Source organism: Streptomyces sp. NBC_00554, assembly GCF_041431135.1.
Lineage (GTDB): Bacteria > Actinomycetota > Actinomycetes > Streptomycetales > Streptomycetaceae > Streptomyces.
Map to the genome: position 1 here is coordinate 5,871,046 of NZ_CP107799.1, position 17,284 is coordinate 5,888,329.

Sequence of the window (17,284 nt, forward strand, 5' to 3'; positions counted from 1 at the left end):
TTCTAGGACTAGTTCTGTAAGACTGGGGGCGCGTGAGTCACACATCGAGGGAGTCAGGCGTGGAGGAGACCAAGGTTCCGAAGGTTCAGCGGCTCGCCGCAGAGCTTCGGGCGAAGATCCGGCAGGGGGTGTACCCCCCGGGTTCCGCGCTGCCCAAGGTCCGGGAACTCCAGGAAGCCGAAGGCGTCGCCTACCAGACCGTGCGCGATGTGTACCGGGTGCTGGAAGATGAGGGCCTGATCATTTCCCGCAGGGGTGAGGGCACCTTTGTCTCTCCGATCCTCGGGAAGATCCACCGCGACGGGACGGGCCGGTACATCAAGTCGGCTCGGGAAGAGGCCGGCGCCCGAGGCGCGTTCGCCGCGGAAATCGCCAGGCTCGGGATGACCTCGACTTCGACAACCGTGATCAGCCGGGAGCGGCCACCGAAACAGGTCGCTCAGATCCTCGGCGTCCATCACGCTGCGAAGGCACTCGTCAGGGCACGGGTCATGCGGGCGGATGCCACCGTGGTTCAGGTGGCGACCTCGTATTTCCCCGGCGACGTGGCGTTCGGTACGCAGTTGGAGCAACAGGACACCGGAGACGGTGGTAGTAAGTCGCGCCTCGCTGAACTCGGCTACCAGCAGACCCGGATCCGGGAGTCCATCGACGTACGGCCTCCGAGCAAGGCTGAAGCCGAGTCGCTTGGCGTTTCAGCCGACAGGTTGGTCTACGAGGTCACCCATGTTGGCCTGACCGACACCGACAGGGCCGTGGAAGTCTGCGTGCACGTTATGCCCATCACTCTCTGGTCACTCAGCTATGAGTGGCCCATCGACCAACCCACCGTCTGAGAGGAAAGACCTCAGTGAGCAGCAATACCGCCATCGTCCGCGACGCCACGGAGCGCTACCGCACCGCTCGCCGGGAGGCCGGCGAAAGTCGCGGTGCCTTCGAGACCGAGATCAAGCGACTCGGTGGCACGCCCCGTGTGGAAACCGCGATCCGTCGCGACACCGCGCCCTCTCACGTCGCTGAGCTCCTCGGCATCGCGACCGCTGATCAGACCGTGATCCGTGCCAGGCACATGTACGACGGTGAGCGCCTGGTCCAGCTTGCCGACTCGTACGTCCCCGTGGACGTGGCAGAAGCCGCAGGCGTCGAAAGTCCCGACCCCGGGCTTGGCGGCATTATCAGCCGGATGCGTGACGCGGGATACGAGCAGACCGAGGCGATCGAGGAGGTCGCGCTGTACGCGGCTACCTCCGTCGAAGCGGAGGCGTTCGGGGTCGAGGTCGGCAGCAACCTCCTTCAGATCACGCACACCGGTTACACGAAGACCGGTCGCGCCGTCGAGGTCACCGTGCACCGCCCTGGCCCCGGTTGGGTCCTGCGCTACAGCCCGCCCATCAGCTGATCCACACGCATGGCGACGGCCCGCACTGAGCAGTGCGGGCCGTCGCTGTTCCTGCCCTCGGACAAAATTCGAGTGTTGCCTGACCATCAGAAATAGATCATTTTCGTTTGATACGTCCCCTGATGGCCAAAATGGAAAGGCCCAAAAAAATGGGCTCCGTGAAGCGGGAAGTCATTTCGATCCAAACGCCAGCGGATGTCAGACCCTGGCCGCTGGACCGAAAAATAACGGAATTGATAACGATCCGCCCCGACCTTTCTAGTCGGCTTAGTGTCCACCGCTTATCAAACGGAATGGTCAGATTTTGCTTGGGTACTTCGATTACTAGCGTTGTTTCCTTTCCGGGAGCGGACGCGATTCCAGTGGCTGTCTGTTTTGCTGCCTGATTGGGTAGGCCCCATCCCATCATCAAGACAATAGTTACTGCCATTGAGGCGGCAAGCCAGCCGATTGCGCGAGATGCCCGAAGACCGAATCCGGAGAGTGCCCAGTAAGCATGCAGGAGGCCCCGCTCGCTGCGGCTAGCATGCTCATCACGCCTTCGCATCTCCATTTCTCCGTAGTAGAAATCGGCTGCGCCTGGTTCATTCAGGCCGTCTTCAAATGTCTTACGGAGTTGGCGATATGTTGCTGCGATATTCTGAATGCTGGGAGTCTGGGTCGGAACTTCACGACTTACTTCCCATCCTTTTTTATTCAAGAGTTTAACTGGACGCTGTGACCGCCACAAGACTTCATCGCTAAGCGTTTTACGCTGCGTCCACCAGCGGAAAGGAACTGTGGAGACCCCCCACTTTATGCCAGTTGGTGGAGTGGCGAAGCGGCAGTCTCCTTCCAAGGTGATCTGATCCAAGTGATATGCCCCAGCAAAAGAACACTTGGCTAGGTCTACGTCGCTGAGCACCAGCAATTTTGCGTCCACCCCGGCGAGCCGAGTTACTTTACTCAAGGGGTCCAGGTCTCCCAGCTCGGGATCAGGAACCGTGAGATCGCCCACGGTGAACTCGCTATGATAAGAGGAGATTGTCAAAGGAGAGCTAAGATGCACGTCCGTGAGGTCAACTGTGGAAAATCGGACACTAAATGCCGCTGCTGCTGAGAACGTTGCACGGGACAGGCCAAGATTTTTTGAACTCACCTCAAAACGAACCGAACGATCGAAGCTTGCGTAACCTAGATTCACGTCCTTCGCGCTGAGCGGTCCATGGAGCAGGTCAGAAAATTGGCTGGACTTGAAACTTATCGATCCCTTGCAGACTGCTCCGCTGAAATAAACCTCGCTTTCAAATTTGACCTTGGTAAACCCTGTCATTTTGCCGAACTGTGCCCCGGCGAATACTGCGGGGCCTCGCGACCCAAATTCGCTACCTGTGAAAAGGCATCCCTCGGGGAAGCTGCTGTATCTGAAATTTGCCCCATACGGAAACTTTACGTTTTCGAAGTTAGCCAGACCTCCAAATTCTGCTCGGCGAAAGGTCGGAAGACCTAGGAAGGTTGCTCTGGAGAATCGCACCATTTGGAACTGTGTACGTTCGAAACTACCGTTTTCTAGCTCAGAGTTTTCGAAGCTGGTGATGTCTTCGAAGGTGCAATCCTGGAAATTTACGGACGGGCGTCTTTGCAGTGAGCTAAAATCCGCCCCGCCTTTGAATTGGGCCCGGGACAGGTCGGCCCTTCCGAGTGAGGAAAGTTGGAATGTTACCGGTGCGTGGAATGTCGCTCCCAGGAAGCAGGCAGACTCATGGAAAATACTCCGCCCGAAGTCTGCGGCATCAAATGATGCGCCATCAAACCAGCATGCACCTTGAAACTTGAAGTCGCTGAAATCGATCGGCGCTAGGAACTGGCAATCCGTGAAGAGGGAAATTCCGAAGGCTGTGCACCGCGCGATTGCTTTCTGCAGTTTTTGCGTGAGTGCAGCGTTGAACGTCACCCCTCGGAAGTCGACGCTCTCTCCGACAGCGATCCCATCCAGGAGGCCGGATTGCTCGTTCCCCGCCAGATGAGCGATGCATCGGTCGTTGGGCGAGACTTGCACGCCAGAACAGAGCGGATCGGCTTGGCAGGTCGCCCACGTAGGTTCACCCATGCCCCTCGTTCTACCGACCTTGCGCCTATCTCGGAGGCTTTATGTGCAAGTCGGAACGCACCTGCGCTACAGCCCGTCCATCAGCTGATCCGCACGTACGGCGACGGCCCGCACTTTCCAGTGCGGGCCGTCGCCGTTTCCGCTCTCGCCGGCCCCTGCATCGCAGCAGGTCACGTGCCTACTGCTGGGCCGTCTGCGGGCCGTCCGAGGGTGGCCAACGACAACCACTGATGACCAATGACGACCGCGATCCTGCGGTGGCTCTCATCCCGCAGTAAAGCCGTCAGCCCAGCTAGACCCAGGTGTCCAGCCACATCCGCGACCGCCACTGGTCGATGGGGATCGCCTGCCCTGTGTAGATCGGCCAGAAATAGATGAAGTTCCAGGCGATCAGTAGGACCAGGACGCCCGCTGCTGTGGCGCCGATGACGCGGCGGCGTTCTGTGGAGCCCGGTGGGCCGATGATCGCGCCGAGCAGCATGGCGACGGCCAGGCAGAGGAAGGGTACGAAGACGACGGCGTAGAAGAAGAAGATCGTGCGCTCCTGGTACATGAACCAGGGGAGGTAGCCGGCCGCGATGCCGCAGGCGATCGCGCCCGCGCGCCAGTCGCGTCGGAAGGCCCAGCGCCACAGGACGTAGAGGATCGCGAAGCAGGCCGTCCACCACAGGAGCGGGGTGCCCAGGGCCAGCACCTCGCGGGCGCACTTCTCGGCCGCGTCCGTGGGGCAGCCGTCGGTGCCGGGGGCCGGGGACTCGTAGAAGTAGGAGACCGGACGGCCCAGGACGATCCAGCTCCACGGGTTCGACTGGTAGGTGTGCGGGGACGAGAGGCCGACGTGGAACTCGTACACCTCGTGCTCGTAGTGCCACAGGCTGCGCAGCCAGTCGGGGAGGAAGGTCCAGCTGCCGCCCTTGCCCTCGGTCGCCGCCCAGTTGCGGAAGTAGCCGCCGGTTCCGTCGGACGGGGAGAGGATCCAGCCGGTCCAGGAGATCAGGTAGGTGGCGATCGCGACCGGGACCGTGGCCAGGAACGTGATGCCCGTGTCGTGCTTGAGGGCCGCCGCGTACGGGTGACGGGCGCCGGCGACGCGGCGCGAGGCGGCGTCCCAGAGGACGGCCATCAGGCAGAACGCGGCGAGGACGTAGAGGGCGTTCCACTTGGTGCCGAGGGCCAGGCCCAGCATGAGGCCGGCTCCCCAGCGCCAGGGGCGCCAGCCGAGGCGGGTGGTCTCGGCGGTGTGCGCGTCGGGGCGTACGAGGCCGTCCGCGTCCGGCGGGAGTGCCGCCGCCAGTTTCGCGCGGGCCTTGTCGCGGTCGACGACCAGGCAGCCGAACGCGGCCAGGATGAAGAACATGAGCACGCCGTCGAGCAGCGAGGTGCGGCTCATCACGAAGTGCAGGCCGTCGACCGCCATCAGCGCGCCCGCCAGGCAGCCGAGGAAGGTCGAGCGGAACAGGCGGCGCCCGATGCGGCACAGCAGCAGCACCGACAGCGTGCCGAGCACCGCCGTCATGAAGCGCCAGCCGAAGGGGTTGAAGCCGAACATCCACTCGCCGAGCCCGATGACGTACTTGCCGACCGGCGGGTGCACGACATAGGCGGCGTCGGTGGGGATCCGGATGTTGCCGTTGCCCTGGAGGATCAGGTCGTTGGCGTCCTTGGCCCAGTTGACCTCGTAGCCGCGGTTGAACAGCGCCCAGGCGTCCTTGGCGTAGTACGTCTCGTCGAATATCACCGCCTTGGGGCTGCCCAGGTTCCAGAACCGCATCAGCCCGGCGAGCAGCGTCACCAGGAGCGGGCCGCCCCACCCCGACCAGCGCGTGACGCGCTCGGCCAGCTCGTGGCGCAGCCCGAGCGTGGCCCAGATGCGCGGGCTGGGCTCGGCGTACGGAGGCACCAGCCTGTCGCGTACGTCGATGGGCGGCCTCGCCGTGTATCCGAAGCGGCGCAGCCGCTGCTGCCACGACGGCCGCTGGTCTTCGGCGGCCTGGCCCTGCCGGGTGTCCGTGGAGGACGCGGTACTGGTCACCGCGCCATCGTAGGGAACCCTTCTGTGGGAGTCCCGCGCCCGGGCCCTTCCGTCCGGATGAGGTTGTCCCGGCGGGGCCCTGCGAGGATGGGGCCGTGACAGGAATCCTTGTGTTGGCAGGCACCCCCATTGGCGACATCTCGGACGCGCCGCCCCGGCTCGCCCAGGAACTGGCCGGGGCCGATGTCGTCGCCGCCGAGGACACCCGGCGGCTGCGGCGGCTCACTCAGTCGCTGGGCGTGCAGGTCGGCGGGCGCGTCGTCTCGTACTTCGAGGGGAACGAGGCGGCCCGGACGCCCGAGCTGGTCGAGGCGCTGGTGGGCGGGGCGCGGGTGGTGCTGGTGACCGACGCCGGGATGCCGTCCGTGTCGGACCCCGGGTACCGGCTGGTCGCCGCCGCCGTCGAGAAGGACATCAAGGTCACCGCCGTACCCGGCCCGTCCGCGGTGCTCACCGCGCTCGCGATGTCCGGGCTGCCCGTCGACCGCTTCTGTTTCGAGGGCTTCCTGCCCCGTAAGGCGGGCGAGCGGCTGTCCCGGCTGCGCGAAGTCGCCGACGAGCGTCGCACGCTGGTCTATTTCGAGGCACCGCACCGCCTCGACGACACCCTCGCCGCGATGGCCGAGGCCTTCGGCGCCGGGCGCCGCGCCGCCGTCTGCCGCGAGCTGACGAAGACGTACGAGGAGGTCAAGCGCGGCCCGCTGGCCGAGCTGGCCGCCTGGGCCGCCGAGGGCGTACGCGGTGAGATCACGGTCGTCGTCGAGGGTGCCCCCGAGAAGGCCGAGCAGCTGGACGCCGCCGAGCTGGTGCGCCGGGTCCAGGTGCGCGAGGACGCGGGGGAGCGGCGCAAGGAGGCGATCGCCGTGGTGGCGGCGGAGGCGGGGCTCCCGAAGCGGGAGGTCTTCGACGCGGTGGTCGCGGCGAAGAACGCGGCCCGGACCGGCACCTCGTAGGTCCGGACCGGCATCTCGTAGGTCCGGACCGGCATCTCGTAGGTCCGGACCGGCATCTCGTAGGTCCGGACCGGCATCTCGTAGGTCCGGACCGGCACCTCGTAGGTCCCGTGGGCACCATCGGAAACACCCCGGAAGCGCCCGCCCCGGAGGCCGCCATAAGCACGCTGTTGGTATTCCCCCATAAGCGGGCAAAGGGCTACCGTGGAAGGCAAAGCGCAGGCCCGCCACCAGGAGCGTTGTGGCAAGGAACGGCCAAGACGTCTCCAACAGTCGACAGGTCTCGTGCACTCGCGCCGGGAGAAGCGTCCACTGGGTAAAGGGACGCACCGTCCCTCCGCCTCCGCAAGCCGGAGGCGCTTGTCCAGCGGACAAAGGAGCTGGCATGAGTGAGATCGCAGGACAGACCGGTCCCCGCAGCGCCGCGGCCACCGCCGTCGTCAACGAGTCGTATTCGTTCGCCTGCATGCGCTGCGGGCACGGGTGGGAGCAGTCGTACGAGATAGAGCACCACCTCGACGTCGAGGGCAACGAGTTCGTGATGTACGTCGCGAACGGCCAGGTCGTGCCTTCGCCGCTGAGCCGGCCCACCTGCCTGAACTGCGACAACCATGTGGTGCGCATCATGCGCGCCGGTCAGGTGTCCTCCGTCCAGGACTCCATTCACCGCATGCAGCGAACCGAGCAGCGGCGCAAGCCCGAGGTGACGCACGACGAGGGCTTTGGGGAGCCCCAGTCGGAGCCGCGGTCGGCATCCAAAGAGCCGCACCACTGGCACCTCTCGGATCTGCTGCACCCGTTCGCGCACCGCAAGGCCGGATGACCCGGCGAGAGTCCGGGCTCCGGTGAGGCAGGGCATGCCCCTTTCGTAGGATCGGGGCATGCCCTCCTCCGCTGCCGAAGCTCCGCCCCTCCCCGCGCCGCTGCGCGTGCCCGTCGCCGACTCGCACACCCACCTCGACATGCAGTCCGGCACAGTGGACGAGGGCCTCGCCAAGGCCGCCTCGGTCGGGGTGACGACGGTCGTCCAGGTCGGCTGCGACGTGAACGGCTCACGCTGGGCGGCCGAGACGGCTGCCGCGTACGACGCCGTCCACGCGACGGTCGCGCTGCACCCCAACGAAGCGCCGCGTATCGTCCACGGCGACCCCGACGGCTGGTCCCGGCAGGGCGAGCGGCGGCCGGGCGGCGACGGTGCGCTGGACGAGGCGCTCGCCGAGATCGACCGGCTGGCAGCTCTGCCGCAGGTCAAGGGCGTCGGCGAGACCGGGCTCGACTACTTCCGCACCGGCCCCGAGGGCAAGGCCGCGCAGGAACGGTCCTTCCGGGCCCACATCGAGATCGCCAAGCGGCACGGCAAGGCCCTGGTCATCCACGACCGCGACGCCCACGCCGACGTACTGCGCATCCTCAAGGAGGAGGGCGCCCCCGAGCGGACCGTCTTCCACTGCTACTCCGGTGACGCCGCGATGGCCGAAGTGTGCGCCCGCGCCGGCTACTTCATGTCCTTCGCCGGCAACATGACCTTCAAGAACGCCCAGCCGCTGCGTGACGCACTCGCCGTGGCGCCCCTGGAGCTCGTCCTCGTCGAGACCGACGCGCCCTTCCTGACCCCCGTGCCGTACCGCGGACGGCCTAACGCTCCGTATCTCATTCCGGTCACGGTCCGCGCCATGGCCGCGGTGCGGGGAATCGGCGAGGACGAGCTGGCGACCTCGATCTCCGCGAACACCGCGCGTGCGTTTGATTACTGACGAATAACGCTTCCGGGGGTTCTTCCCGACCGCACCTCAGGGCAGTGTCGCGACACAGCGTAGCCGCGTTGCTTTGGAGAGTGACGACCGCTCCGCTAGGTTCTGGTCGCCCGATCCGGACTCCCCCCTGGAGCGTGTCGTCGTGAGCAACTCGCAGTACGAGACGTACGGAACGACTGGAACAGCCGGTACGACGGGGGCGGTCGGCCCGTCGTACGAGGACTATGAGCCGTCTGCCGGCCACGGCTACCCGGACTTCCCGGAGTCCTCGGACGCTCCGGTGTACCCGGACACGTACGAGCCCGCGTACGAGGCGTACGTGCCGGAGTCCGACCTTCCCACCGAGCCCCTGCTGCCTCGGCAGGCGGCCCCCGAGGGCGCCGCTCCGCGGCCCGGCGGCCGTGCCGAAGCCCGGCGTGCGGCCCGGCGCAGGCGCACCGGCGAGCGTCCCGACCCGCTGCGGCGGCTGCTCCCGCAGGCGCTGGTCGTCGCGTTCCTGGCAGGCGGCACCTCCGCCTTCGTCGCCAACGACAAGGCGATCGAGCTCAGCGTCGACGGCAAGCCGCGCACGCTGCACACCTTCGCGGACGACGTGACCGAACTGCTCGCCGACGAGGGCGTGGACGTGGGGGCGCACGACGTCGTGGCGCCCGCCCCCGGCACGGCGCTCGCGAGCGGCGACGAGGTCGCTGTGCACTACGGGCGCCCCGTGCGCCTCACCCTCGACGGGCAACGGCGCCAGGTGTGGACGACGGCGCACACGGTGGACGGGGCGCTCAGGCAGCTCGGAGTGCGCGCCGAGGGGGCGTACCTGTCGACCTCGCGCTCCCAGCGGATCGGCCGCGCCGGGCTGGAGCTCGACGTCCGCACCGAGCGCACGGTGACGATCATGGCGGACGGGCGGGCGCGGACGATCCGTACGAACGCGGCGAGCGTGCGCGAGGCCCTCGACGAGGCCGGGATCACGCTGCACGGGCAGGACACCACCTCCGTCGCGCCCGGGAGCTTCCCGCGCGACGGACAGACCGTCACCGTCATGCGGATCACCGGGACCAAGGAGGTCCGCGAGGAGCCGATTCCGTTCGCGGTGGAGCGGAGCCGGGATTCCTCGCTGTTCCGGGGGACCGAGGTGGTCGAGCGGGCCGGGCAGCCGGGGGTGCGGCGGGTCACGTACCTCCTGCGGACCGTCAACGGGGTCAAGCAGAAGCCGCGGCGGGTGAAGTCCGAGGTGGTGCGGGAGCCGCGGGTGCAGGTGGTGAAGGTCGGGACGAAGCCGCTGCCTACGTCCGTCGGCGGGGCCGATCATCTGGACTGGTCCGGGCTTGCTGCGTGTGAGTCGGGGGGGCGGCCCGGGGCGGTGGATCCCTCCGGTACGTACGGCGGGCTCTATCAGTTCGACACGCGGACGTGGCAGGGGCTCGGGGGTGCGGGGCGGCCGCAGGACGCGCCTGCGGCGGAGCAGACGTTTCGTGCGAAGAAGCTTTATGTGCGGCGGGGGGCCAGTCCTTGGCCGCACTGTGGGGCGCGGTTGCGGGGGTGAGGGTGGGTTTTTCGCCCCCTCCGCCCCTACCCGTCCCTTGTTCCTGGGGGCTCCGCCCCCAGACCCCCGTATCGCGCTGACGCGCTCGTCCTCAAACGCCGGACGGGCTGGAAATCTCCAGCCCGTACCCTTACTCCGTGACCAGCCCCACCCCCGACGCCCTCCTGGGCCCCGCCGAGATCCGCGAACTCGCGGGAGCCCTCGGCGTGCGGCCCACCAAGCAGCGCGGCCAGAACTTCGTGATCGACGCGAACACGGTGCGTCGTATCGTGCGCACCGCCGGCGTACGCCCGGACGACGTGGTCGTCGAGGTGGGCCCAGGGCTCGGCTCGCTGACCCTCGCGCTGCTGGAGGCCGCCGACGCGGTCGTCGCCGTGGAGATCGACGACGTACTCGCCGGAGCGCTCCCCGCGACCATCGCCGCGCGCATGCCGACCCGCGCCGGGCGTTTCTCGCTCGTGCACTCCGACGCGATGCAGGTACGGGAGCTGCCCGGCGCCGCGCCCACCGCGCTCGTCGCGAACCTCCCGTACAACGTCGCCGTTCCCGTACTGCTGCACATGCTCGAGACCTTCCCGACCATCGAGCGCACGCTCGTGATGGTGCAGGCCGAGGTGGCGGACCGGCTCGCGGCCCCGCCCGGCTCGAAGGTGTACGGCGTCCCGTCGGTGAAGGCCAACTGGTACGCGGACGTGAAGCGGGCCGGTTCCATCGGGCGCAACGTCTTCTGGCCGGCGCCCAACGTCGACAGCGGGCTCGTGGCGCTCACCAGGCGCACCGAGCCGATCAAGACCACGGCGTCCAGGCGCGAGGTGTTCGCGGTGGTGGACGCGGCGTTCGCGCAGCGGCGGAAGACGCTCAGGGCCGCGCTCGCCGGGTGGGCCGGTTCCGCGGCGGCGGCCGAGACCGCGCTCGTCGCCGCCGGGGTCTCGCCGCAGGCCCGCGGCGAGTCCCTCACCGTCGAGGAGTTCGCCCGCATCGCCGAGAACCGTGTCGTCGAGAACGAGGAGTCCGCGGCCAAGTGACCGAGTCCGTGACCGTACGTGTCCCCGCCAAGGTCAACGTCCAGCTCGCGGTGGGCGGCGCCCGCCCCGACGGCTTCCACGACCTGGCCAACGTCTTTCTCGCGGTCGGCCTGTACGACGAGGTCACGGTGACGGCGGCGGACGAGCTGAGCGTCACCTGCTCGGGTCCTGATGCCGACCAAGTCCCCCTTGACGTGACGAATTTGGCGGCGCGGGCGGCCATCGAGCTCGGCCGCAGGTACGGCGTGGACCCCCACGTGCACATCCACATCGCCAAGGACATCCCCGTCGCGGGCGGCATGGCGGGCGGCAGCGCCGACGGAGCCGGCGCGCTGCTCGCCTGCGACACCCTGTGGGGTACGAACGCCTCGCGCGAGGAACTCCTCGACATCTGCGCCGAGTTGGGCAGCGACGTGCCGTTCAGCCTGGTGGGCGGGGCGGCGCTCGGCCTCGGACGGGGCGAGCGGCTGCGGGCGCTCGAGGTCGGCGGGACCTTCCACTGGGTGTTCGCGATGGCCGGGCGCGGGCTGTCCACCCCGGCGGTGTTCCGGGAGTTCGACCGGATGAACGAGGGCGTACGGATCCCCGAGCCCGTCGCCTCGCAGGAACTGTTCGCCGCCCTCGCGAAGGGAGACGCCGCCGCGCTCGCCGCCGCGGTCTCCAACGACCTGCAGCCCGCCGCGCTTTCGCTTTTCCCGGAGCTCGCCGACACCCTGGCCGCCGGCCGCGCCGCCGGCGCCCTCGCCGCGCTCGTCTCCGGTTCGGGTCCGACCACGGCGTTCCTCGCCCGTGATCCGGAGTCGGCGGCCGAGGTGGCCGAGGCGCTGTCGGCCTCCGGCACCTGCCGGACGGTGCGCACGGCGTCGGGAGCGGCGCCGGGCGCCACGGTGCTCGGTCACTGACCCGACTCGGGCACCGACCTCACCCCACCTTCACCTGACCTGCATAAATGTGAAGGTCCACGTGTAACCTACGTCACGGTAACTTTATTCTGATCTATCGCCCCCCATGGTCCCTTTCGTGCGGTCTGCCCCTCAGCGGAGGCTGGCATGATCAGGCCTCCCCGGTCTCCTGTTACCGGCGGTACTTCCGTGTGCGCGGCCATGCCCGCTCGCCGGACGAGAGGGGTTCCCCATGGGACACATGGACCACTTCAGCGCCGGATGGGTCACTCCGGTCCTGTCCTACGCGATGGCCTGCGTCGGCTCGGCGCTCGGACTGCGCTGCACGGTCAGGGCACTTGAGGCCGACGGAGCCTCGAAACGGAACTGGCTGCTGATGGCCTCCATCGCCATCGGCTCCGGCATCTGGACCATGCACTTCATCGCGATGATGGGCTTCGCCGTCGACGGGACACCGATCCGGTACGACGTCCCGCTCACCGTGCTCAGCCTGCTGATGGCGGTCGCGGTCGTCGGGGCGGGCGTCTTCACCGCCGGGTACGGGCGCTCCCGCGTACGGGCCGTGACGCTCGGCGGGATCGGCACCGGGCTCGGCGTCGCCGCCATGCACTACACGGGCATGGCCGCGCTCAACCTGAACGCCACGGTCGACTACGACCCCACGCTCGTCATCGCCTCCGTCATCATCGCCGTCGTCGCCGCGACCGCCGCGCTGACGCTCACCCTCATCGTCCGCGGGCCCGTCCTCGCCACCCTCGCGGCCCTCGTCATGGGTCTCGCGGTCGTCAGCATGCACTACACCGGGATGTGGGCCGTGAGCATCAGCCTCGCGCCCAGCAGCGCGACGCTTTCCGGGGCCACGGCAACCGAGTTCATCTTCCCGCTCGCCGTGGTGCTCGGTTCGTTCCTCTTCCTGACCTCCGCGTACGTCGCACTGTCCCCGACCGGCAAGCGACACGAGTCGGCCGCCGCCGCCGAACTGCTCCGCCAGGTCGAGCTGTCCACCGCCTGAGCTGTCCAACCCTTGAGCTGTCGAGCACTTGAAGCTGTCCAGCACTTGAGCTCCCCGTCGTCCGGGCGCCCGCACCGCCCGTACGTCCCTTGAACCGCCCCCTTCCGTACGTCGCTTGAACTCCCCCTGAACGAGGTCCCCCCATGCGTGTCCCCCGCACGCCCGACCGGCTGCGTCCCAGATCCGTTCGCGCGAAGATCGTCGCCCTGCTCATGCTGCCCATCGTGTCCCTGATGGCACTGTGGGGCTTCGCCGCCGTGACCACGGCGTCCAGCATCGGCGACCTGGAACGGGCCAAGGACGTCAACTCCGAACTCCTCACCCCCGTCGGCGACTTCGTCACCACCCTGCAGGGCGAGCGGACCGCCACCCTGAGGTACGTGGCCGCACCGGGTGCCCGCAGCCTCGCCGCCCTGGAGACGGCGCGGGCCGCCACCGACAAGGCCTCCACCACGCTGCTCACCGGTGTCGACGCGAGCGGCTCCGACGCCGAACTGCTCAACGCCGCGCTGCCCGGCCGTCTCGACCGCCTCGAATCCGACGCGGGCGGTCTTTCGGCCCTGCGCACCGAGGTCGGTGTGGAGGGGGCGAACCCCTCCGCCGCGTTCACGAAGTACTCCGCGATCATCGAGCACGGCTTCTCCGTCACCGGCGCGCTCACCGGCGACGAGACCACCGACGCGACCTCCGAGGCCCGCGTCGTCCTCGAACTCTCCCGCGCCCGCGAGGCAGTTGCCCAGGAACAGGCGCTGCTCGTCGCCGGGAGCGGGGCCGGGTCGCTGACGACCGACCAGTACGCGCTGTTCACCGGGGCCGTCGCCACGCAGCGGGCGCTGCTGAAGCCCGCGGTCGCCGACCTGAAGGCCGCGCACCGGACGGCGTACAACACCGTTCTGGCGGGCGACAGTTACGCGAAGCTGCAGGCCGTCGAGAACCGGGTGCGCAGCGCCGGGCCCGGGGCCTCCGGTGTGTCGGCCGGTCTGCTGGCGGGCTGGGACGACTCCGTTTCCGCCGTCCTTAAGGGGCTGGCCAAGGCCGAGGCGGGGGCCGGTACCGCCGCCGCGGCGAAGGCGAACCCGTTCGGCTGGGCCACGCTCGGCGCGTCCGGCGTCGCGATGCTCCTGGGACTGATCGGCGTACTGCTGTCGCTGCTCGTGTCCGTGCTCGTCGGACGCGGGCTCATCGTCGAACTGCTCGATCTGCGGAACTCCGCGCTGGAGGTCGCCGGCCGTCGGCTGCCGCAGGCCATGCGCCGGCTGCACGCCGGGCAGGGCGTCGACATCGACGCCGAGGCGCCCATGCGGCGACTCGTCGGTGACGAACTGGCCCAGGTGGGCACCGCGTTGACCGCCGTGCAGCGGGCCGCGCTCAAGGCCGCGTCCGAGCGGGCCGAGCTGCTGAGCGGGATCTCCGGGGTGTACGTCAGCCTCGCCCGGCGCAGCCAGGTGCTGCTGCACCGGCAGCTGGATCTGCTGTCCGCCATGGAGCAACGGCAGCGGGACGCGATGGAGTTGCAGGACCTGTACCGGGTCGACTACCTCGCCACCCGGATGCGGCGGCACTCCGAGAGCCTGCTCATCCTCTCCGGGATCGCGCCGGGGCGTGGGTGGCGTACGCCGATCGCGCTGTCCGACGTACTGCGTGCCGCCGTCGCCGAGATCGAGGACGCCACCCGCGTCCAGATCTGGGCCGTACCCCGTGTCTCGGTCGCCGGCGGTTCGGTCGCCGACGTGATCCACCTTCTCGCCGAGCTCGTCGAGAACGCCGCGGCCTTCTCGCCGCCCAGCACCAAGGTGCAGCTGAAGGCCGCCCGGCTGCGGGACGGTGTCCTCGTCGAGGTCGAGGACAGCGGCTTCGGCATGAACGAGGAGGCGATGGCCGAGGCGAACCGGAAGATCCAGGCCCAGCGGGTCGATCTCCTCGACGCCAAGCAGATCGGGCTGTTCGTGGTGAACCGCCTCGCCGAGCGGCAGGGTCTGCGGATCGAGCTCCGGCAGACGCCGAGCGGAGGCGTGACCGCGGCCGTCTTCATCCCGGAGCCCCTGCTCCGGGACGACATGCCGGTCCACGACCGCTCCATCGCCGAGGGCGGCGGGCAGGGACGGTCCCTGGCTCCGGCGTCGGCGCTGATCCCGCGGCAGCGGCTTGCTGACGGGGGCGTCTGAGGAACTACGGGTTCTCGCCCCCTCCGCCCCTTCCCGTCCCGTTCCTGGGGGCTGCCGCCCCCAGACCCCCGCATCGCGCTGACGCGCTCGTCCTCAAACGCCGGACGGGCTGACACCGGGCGTAGCCCGGAAGCATGGGACGGGTAGGGGCGGAGGGGGCGAAAAAACCGCGGCTCAGCCCACGCCGACGCGCGGACTACCCTTGAGGGTCGATCGTCCCCCTTGTCAGGAGAGAAATGGCCGTCAACCTGGTCAATGTGGAGTCCGTCAGCAAGGTGTACGGCACACGTGCACTGCTCGACGGAGTCTCCCTCGGCGTCAGCGAGGGCGACCGCATCGGCGTGGTCGGCCGCAACGGCGACGGGAAGACGACCCTCATCCGGATGATCGCCAAGCTGGAGGAGGCGGACACCGGGCGGGTCACGCACTCCGGCGGCCTGACCCTCGGCGTACTGACGCAGCACGATTCCCTCGACCCCGAGGCCACCGTCCGGCACGAGGTCATCCGGGACATGGCCGACCACGAGTGGGCGGGCAACGCCAAGATCAGGGACGTACTGACGGGCCTGTTCGGCGGCCTCGACCTGCCAGGTTTCCCGCTGGGACTCGACACCGTCATCGGCCCCCTCTCCGGCGGCGAGCGCCGCCGCATCGCCCTGGCGAAGCTGCTCATCGAGGACCAGGACCTGGTCATCCTGGACGAGCCGACCAACCATCTGGACGTGGAGGGCATCTCCTGGCTCGCCCGGCACCTGAGCGAGCGCCGCTCGGCCCTCGTCTGCGTCACCCACGACCGCTGGTTCCTCGACCAGGTCTGCACCCGCATGTGGGACGTGCAGAAGGGCGACGTGTACGAGTACGAGGGCGGCTACTCGGACTACGTCTTCGCGCGCGCCGAGCGTGAGCGCATCGCCGCCACGGAGGAAGTGAAGCGGCAGAACCTGGTGCGCAAGGAGCTCGCCTGGCTGCGGCGCGGCGCCCCCGCCCGTACGTCCAAGCCGCGCTTCCGCGTCGAGGCCGCCAACGAACTGATCGCGGACGTGCCGCCGCCGCGGGACAGCTCCGAGCTGATGAAGTTCGCCAGCTCCCGGCTCGGCAGGACCGTCTTCGACCTCAAGGACGTCACCGTCCAGGCCGGTCCCAAGGTGCTGCTCAAGCATCTGACCTGGCACCTCGGCCCGGGCGACCGGGTGGGCCTGGTCGGCGTCAACGGCGCCGGCAAGACCTCGCTCCTGAAGGCCATGGCCGACGCCGCCCGCAGCGACGGCGAGAAGCAGCCCGTCGCCGGGCAGATCGTCACCGGCAAGACCGTCAAGCTCGCCTACCTCTCGCAGGAAGTCGCCGAACTCGACCCCACCTGGCGGGTGTTGCAGGCCGTCCAGGCCGTACGCGACCGGGTCGACCTCGGCAAGGGGCGCGAGCTGACCGCGGGCCAGCTCTGCGAGACGTTCGGCTTCAACAAGGACAAGCAGTGGACGCCCGTCGGAGACCTCTCCGGTGGTGAGCGGCGGCGGCTTCAGCTGCTGCGCCTGCTGATGGACGAGCCGAACGTCCTCTTCCTCGACGAGCCCACCAACGACCTCGACATCGAGACCCTCACCCAGCTGGAAGACCTGCTCGACGGGTGGCCCGGCTCGATGATCGTGATCTCCCACGACCGGTTCTTCATCGAGCGGACGACGGACAACGTGTTCGCACTGCTCGGCGACGCCACGCTGCGGATGCTGCCGCGCGGGATCGACGAGTACCTGGAGCGCCGCAAGAAGATGGAGGAGGTCGCGGCCGCCGCCGTACTCGCCTCCTCGCCGGCGCCCACCGCCAAGGCCGCCTCGTCCGCCGACGCCCGCGCCGCCAAGAAGGAGCTCCAGAAGATCGAGCGGCAACTGGACAAGGTCTCCCAGAAGGAGACCAAGCTGCACGCCCAAATCGCCGACAACGCCACGGACTTCGCGAAGGTCGCCAAACTCGACGCAGAGCTGCGGGAGTTGGTGGGGGAGCGCGAGGAGCTGGAAATGCGCTGGCTGGAGCTGGCGGAGGACGCGTAAGCCGCGCCGCGCACGCGGGGGCGGGGGCGCGCAAAGCCGGCGGGGGCGTAGGACGTGTAAGCCGGGGCGCGTGCGCCGTGCACGCCGGGCGTGCGCAATTCGCGTGCCGCGTGCGGTACTTGGCCGCGCCCCGCGCGTGCCCTGCGAAACCCGCGCTTGTTGCACACGTATGCCCTCGCGAGGGTGCCGCGCGCGGGGCGTGAAGGCCCCGTGAAGGCGCGTAACGAGGGCATCACGGGCCGGTCCTCCCTTGGGAACAGGGGGAGCACCGGCCCGGTGTCATAGGCCGCCACAGTGATAGAAAGAGCCGTCTGAGAAAAGTCTGAGAACCACCGGGTATGGCGGGAATCCAGCGCCGCCGGTGGGGC

General features: G+C 68.5%; 13 protein-coding genes. 11 read left to right on the plus strand and 2 right to left on the minus strand.

The features are described from left to right. The first annotated feature begins 59 nt into the window (after nucleotides 1-59). Both OG266_RS25960 and OG266_RS25965 read left to right on the plus strand, forming a co-directional pair. Complete coding sequence (locus OG266_RS25960; RefSeq protein ID WP_371548711.1) at nucleotides 60-836, plus strand: GntR family transcriptional regulator; 777 nt, start codon at nucleotides 60-62, stop codon at nucleotides 834-836. 14 nt (nucleotides 837-850) lie between these two features. Next, complete coding sequence (locus tag OG266_RS25965; RefSeq protein WP_371548712.1) at nucleotides 851-1,399, plus strand: UTRA domain-containing protein; 549 nt, start codon at nucleotides 851-853, stop codon at nucleotides 1,397-1,399. 97 nt (nucleotides 1,400-1,496) lie between these two features. On the opposite strand, the gene OG266_RS25970 is transcribed toward OG266_RS25965, so the two are convergent. After that, a complete protein-coding gene (locus tag OG266_RS25970; RefSeq protein WP_371548713.1) occupies nucleotides 1,497-3,488 on the minus strand; it encodes a pentapeptide repeat-containing protein in 1,992 nt (663 codons plus the stop codon). 292 nt (nucleotides 3,489-3,780) lie between these two features. Continuing rightward, on the minus strand, nucleotides 3,781-5,520 hold the full coding sequence (locus OG266_RS25975) for a dolichyl-phosphate-mannose--protein mannosyltransferase (RefSeq protein WP_371548714.1): 1,740 nt from the start codon (nucleotides 5,518-5,520) through the stop codon (nucleotides 3,781-3,783). A 95-nt stretch (nucleotides 5,521-5,615) separates the two neighbouring features. Between OG266_RS25975 and rsmI the strand changes: the two genes are divergently transcribed. The 9 genes from rsmI (at nucleotide 5,616) to OG266_RS26020 (ending at nucleotide 16,916) form a co-directional block, all read left to right on the plus strand. After that, entirely contained in the window at nucleotides 5,616-6,473 is an 858-nt protein-coding gene (rsmI, locus tag OG266_RS25980; RefSeq protein ID WP_329547161.1) for a 16S rRNA (cytidine(1402)-2'-O)-methyltransferase, read from the plus strand. A gap of 385 nt (nucleotides 6,474-6,858) precedes the next feature. Then, complete coding sequence (locus OG266_RS25985) at nucleotides 6,859-7,296, plus strand: hypothetical protein (RefSeq protein ID WP_329547162.1); 438 nt, start codon at nucleotides 6,859-6,861, stop codon at nucleotides 7,294-7,296. A gap of 58 nt (nucleotides 7,297-7,354) precedes the next feature. Beyond that, nucleotides 7,355-8,227: a TatD family hydrolase gene (locus OG266_RS25990; RefSeq protein ID WP_266460311.1), complete on the plus strand. Its 873-nt coding sequence runs from the start codon at nucleotides 7,355-7,357 to the stop codon at nucleotides 8,225-8,227. Between the two features lie 142 nt (nucleotides 8,228-8,369). Next, nucleotides 8,370-9,767, plus strand: a complete 1,398-nt coding sequence (locus OG266_RS25995; protein ID WP_371548715.1) for a ubiquitin-like domain-containing protein — start codon at nucleotides 8,370-8,372, stop codon at nucleotides 9,765-9,767. A gap of 137 nt (nucleotides 9,768-9,904) precedes the next feature. Continuing rightward, the gene (rsmA, locus tag OG266_RS26000) at nucleotides 9,905-10,792 is read left to right on the plus strand and encodes a 16S rRNA (adenine(1518)-N(6)/adenine(1519)-N(6))-dimethyltransferase RsmA (protein ID WP_266460316.1); all 888 of its coding nucleotides are present in this window, start codon (nucleotides 9,905-9,907) and stop codon (nucleotides 10,790-10,792) included. Then, a complete protein-coding gene (locus tag OG266_RS26005; protein WP_371548716.1) occupies nucleotides 10,789-11,694 on the plus strand; it encodes a 4-(cytidine 5'-diphospho)-2-C-methyl-D-erythritol kinase in 906 nt (301 codons plus the stop codon). The genes rsmA and OG266_RS26005 overlap by 4 nt, the downstream gene beginning before the upstream one ends. A gap of 232 nt (nucleotides 11,695-11,926) precedes the next feature. Beyond that, nucleotides 11,927-12,706 carry an MHYT domain-containing protein gene (locus OG266_RS26010; RefSeq protein WP_371548717.1) on the plus strand — a complete coding sequence of 260 codons (780 nt, stop codon included), beginning with the start codon at nucleotides 11,927-11,929 and terminating at the stop codon, nucleotides 12,704-12,706. A 143-nt stretch (nucleotides 12,707-12,849) separates the two neighbouring features. Beyond that, nucleotides 12,850-14,871 carry a nitrate- and nitrite sensing domain-containing protein gene (locus OG266_RS26015; RefSeq protein ID WP_371548718.1) on the plus strand — a complete coding sequence of 674 codons (2,022 nt, stop codon included), beginning with the start codon at nucleotides 12,850-12,852 and terminating at the stop codon, nucleotides 14,869-14,871. A 236-nt stretch (nucleotides 14,872-15,107) separates the two neighbouring features. Beyond that, nucleotides 15,108-16,916: an ABC-F family ATP-binding cassette domain-containing protein gene (locus OG266_RS26020; RefSeq protein ID WP_266460328.1), complete on the plus strand. Its 1,809-nt coding sequence runs from the start codon at nucleotides 15,108-15,110 to the stop codon at nucleotides 16,914-16,916. The last annotated feature ends 368 nt before the right edge of the window (nucleotides 16,917-17,284 follow it).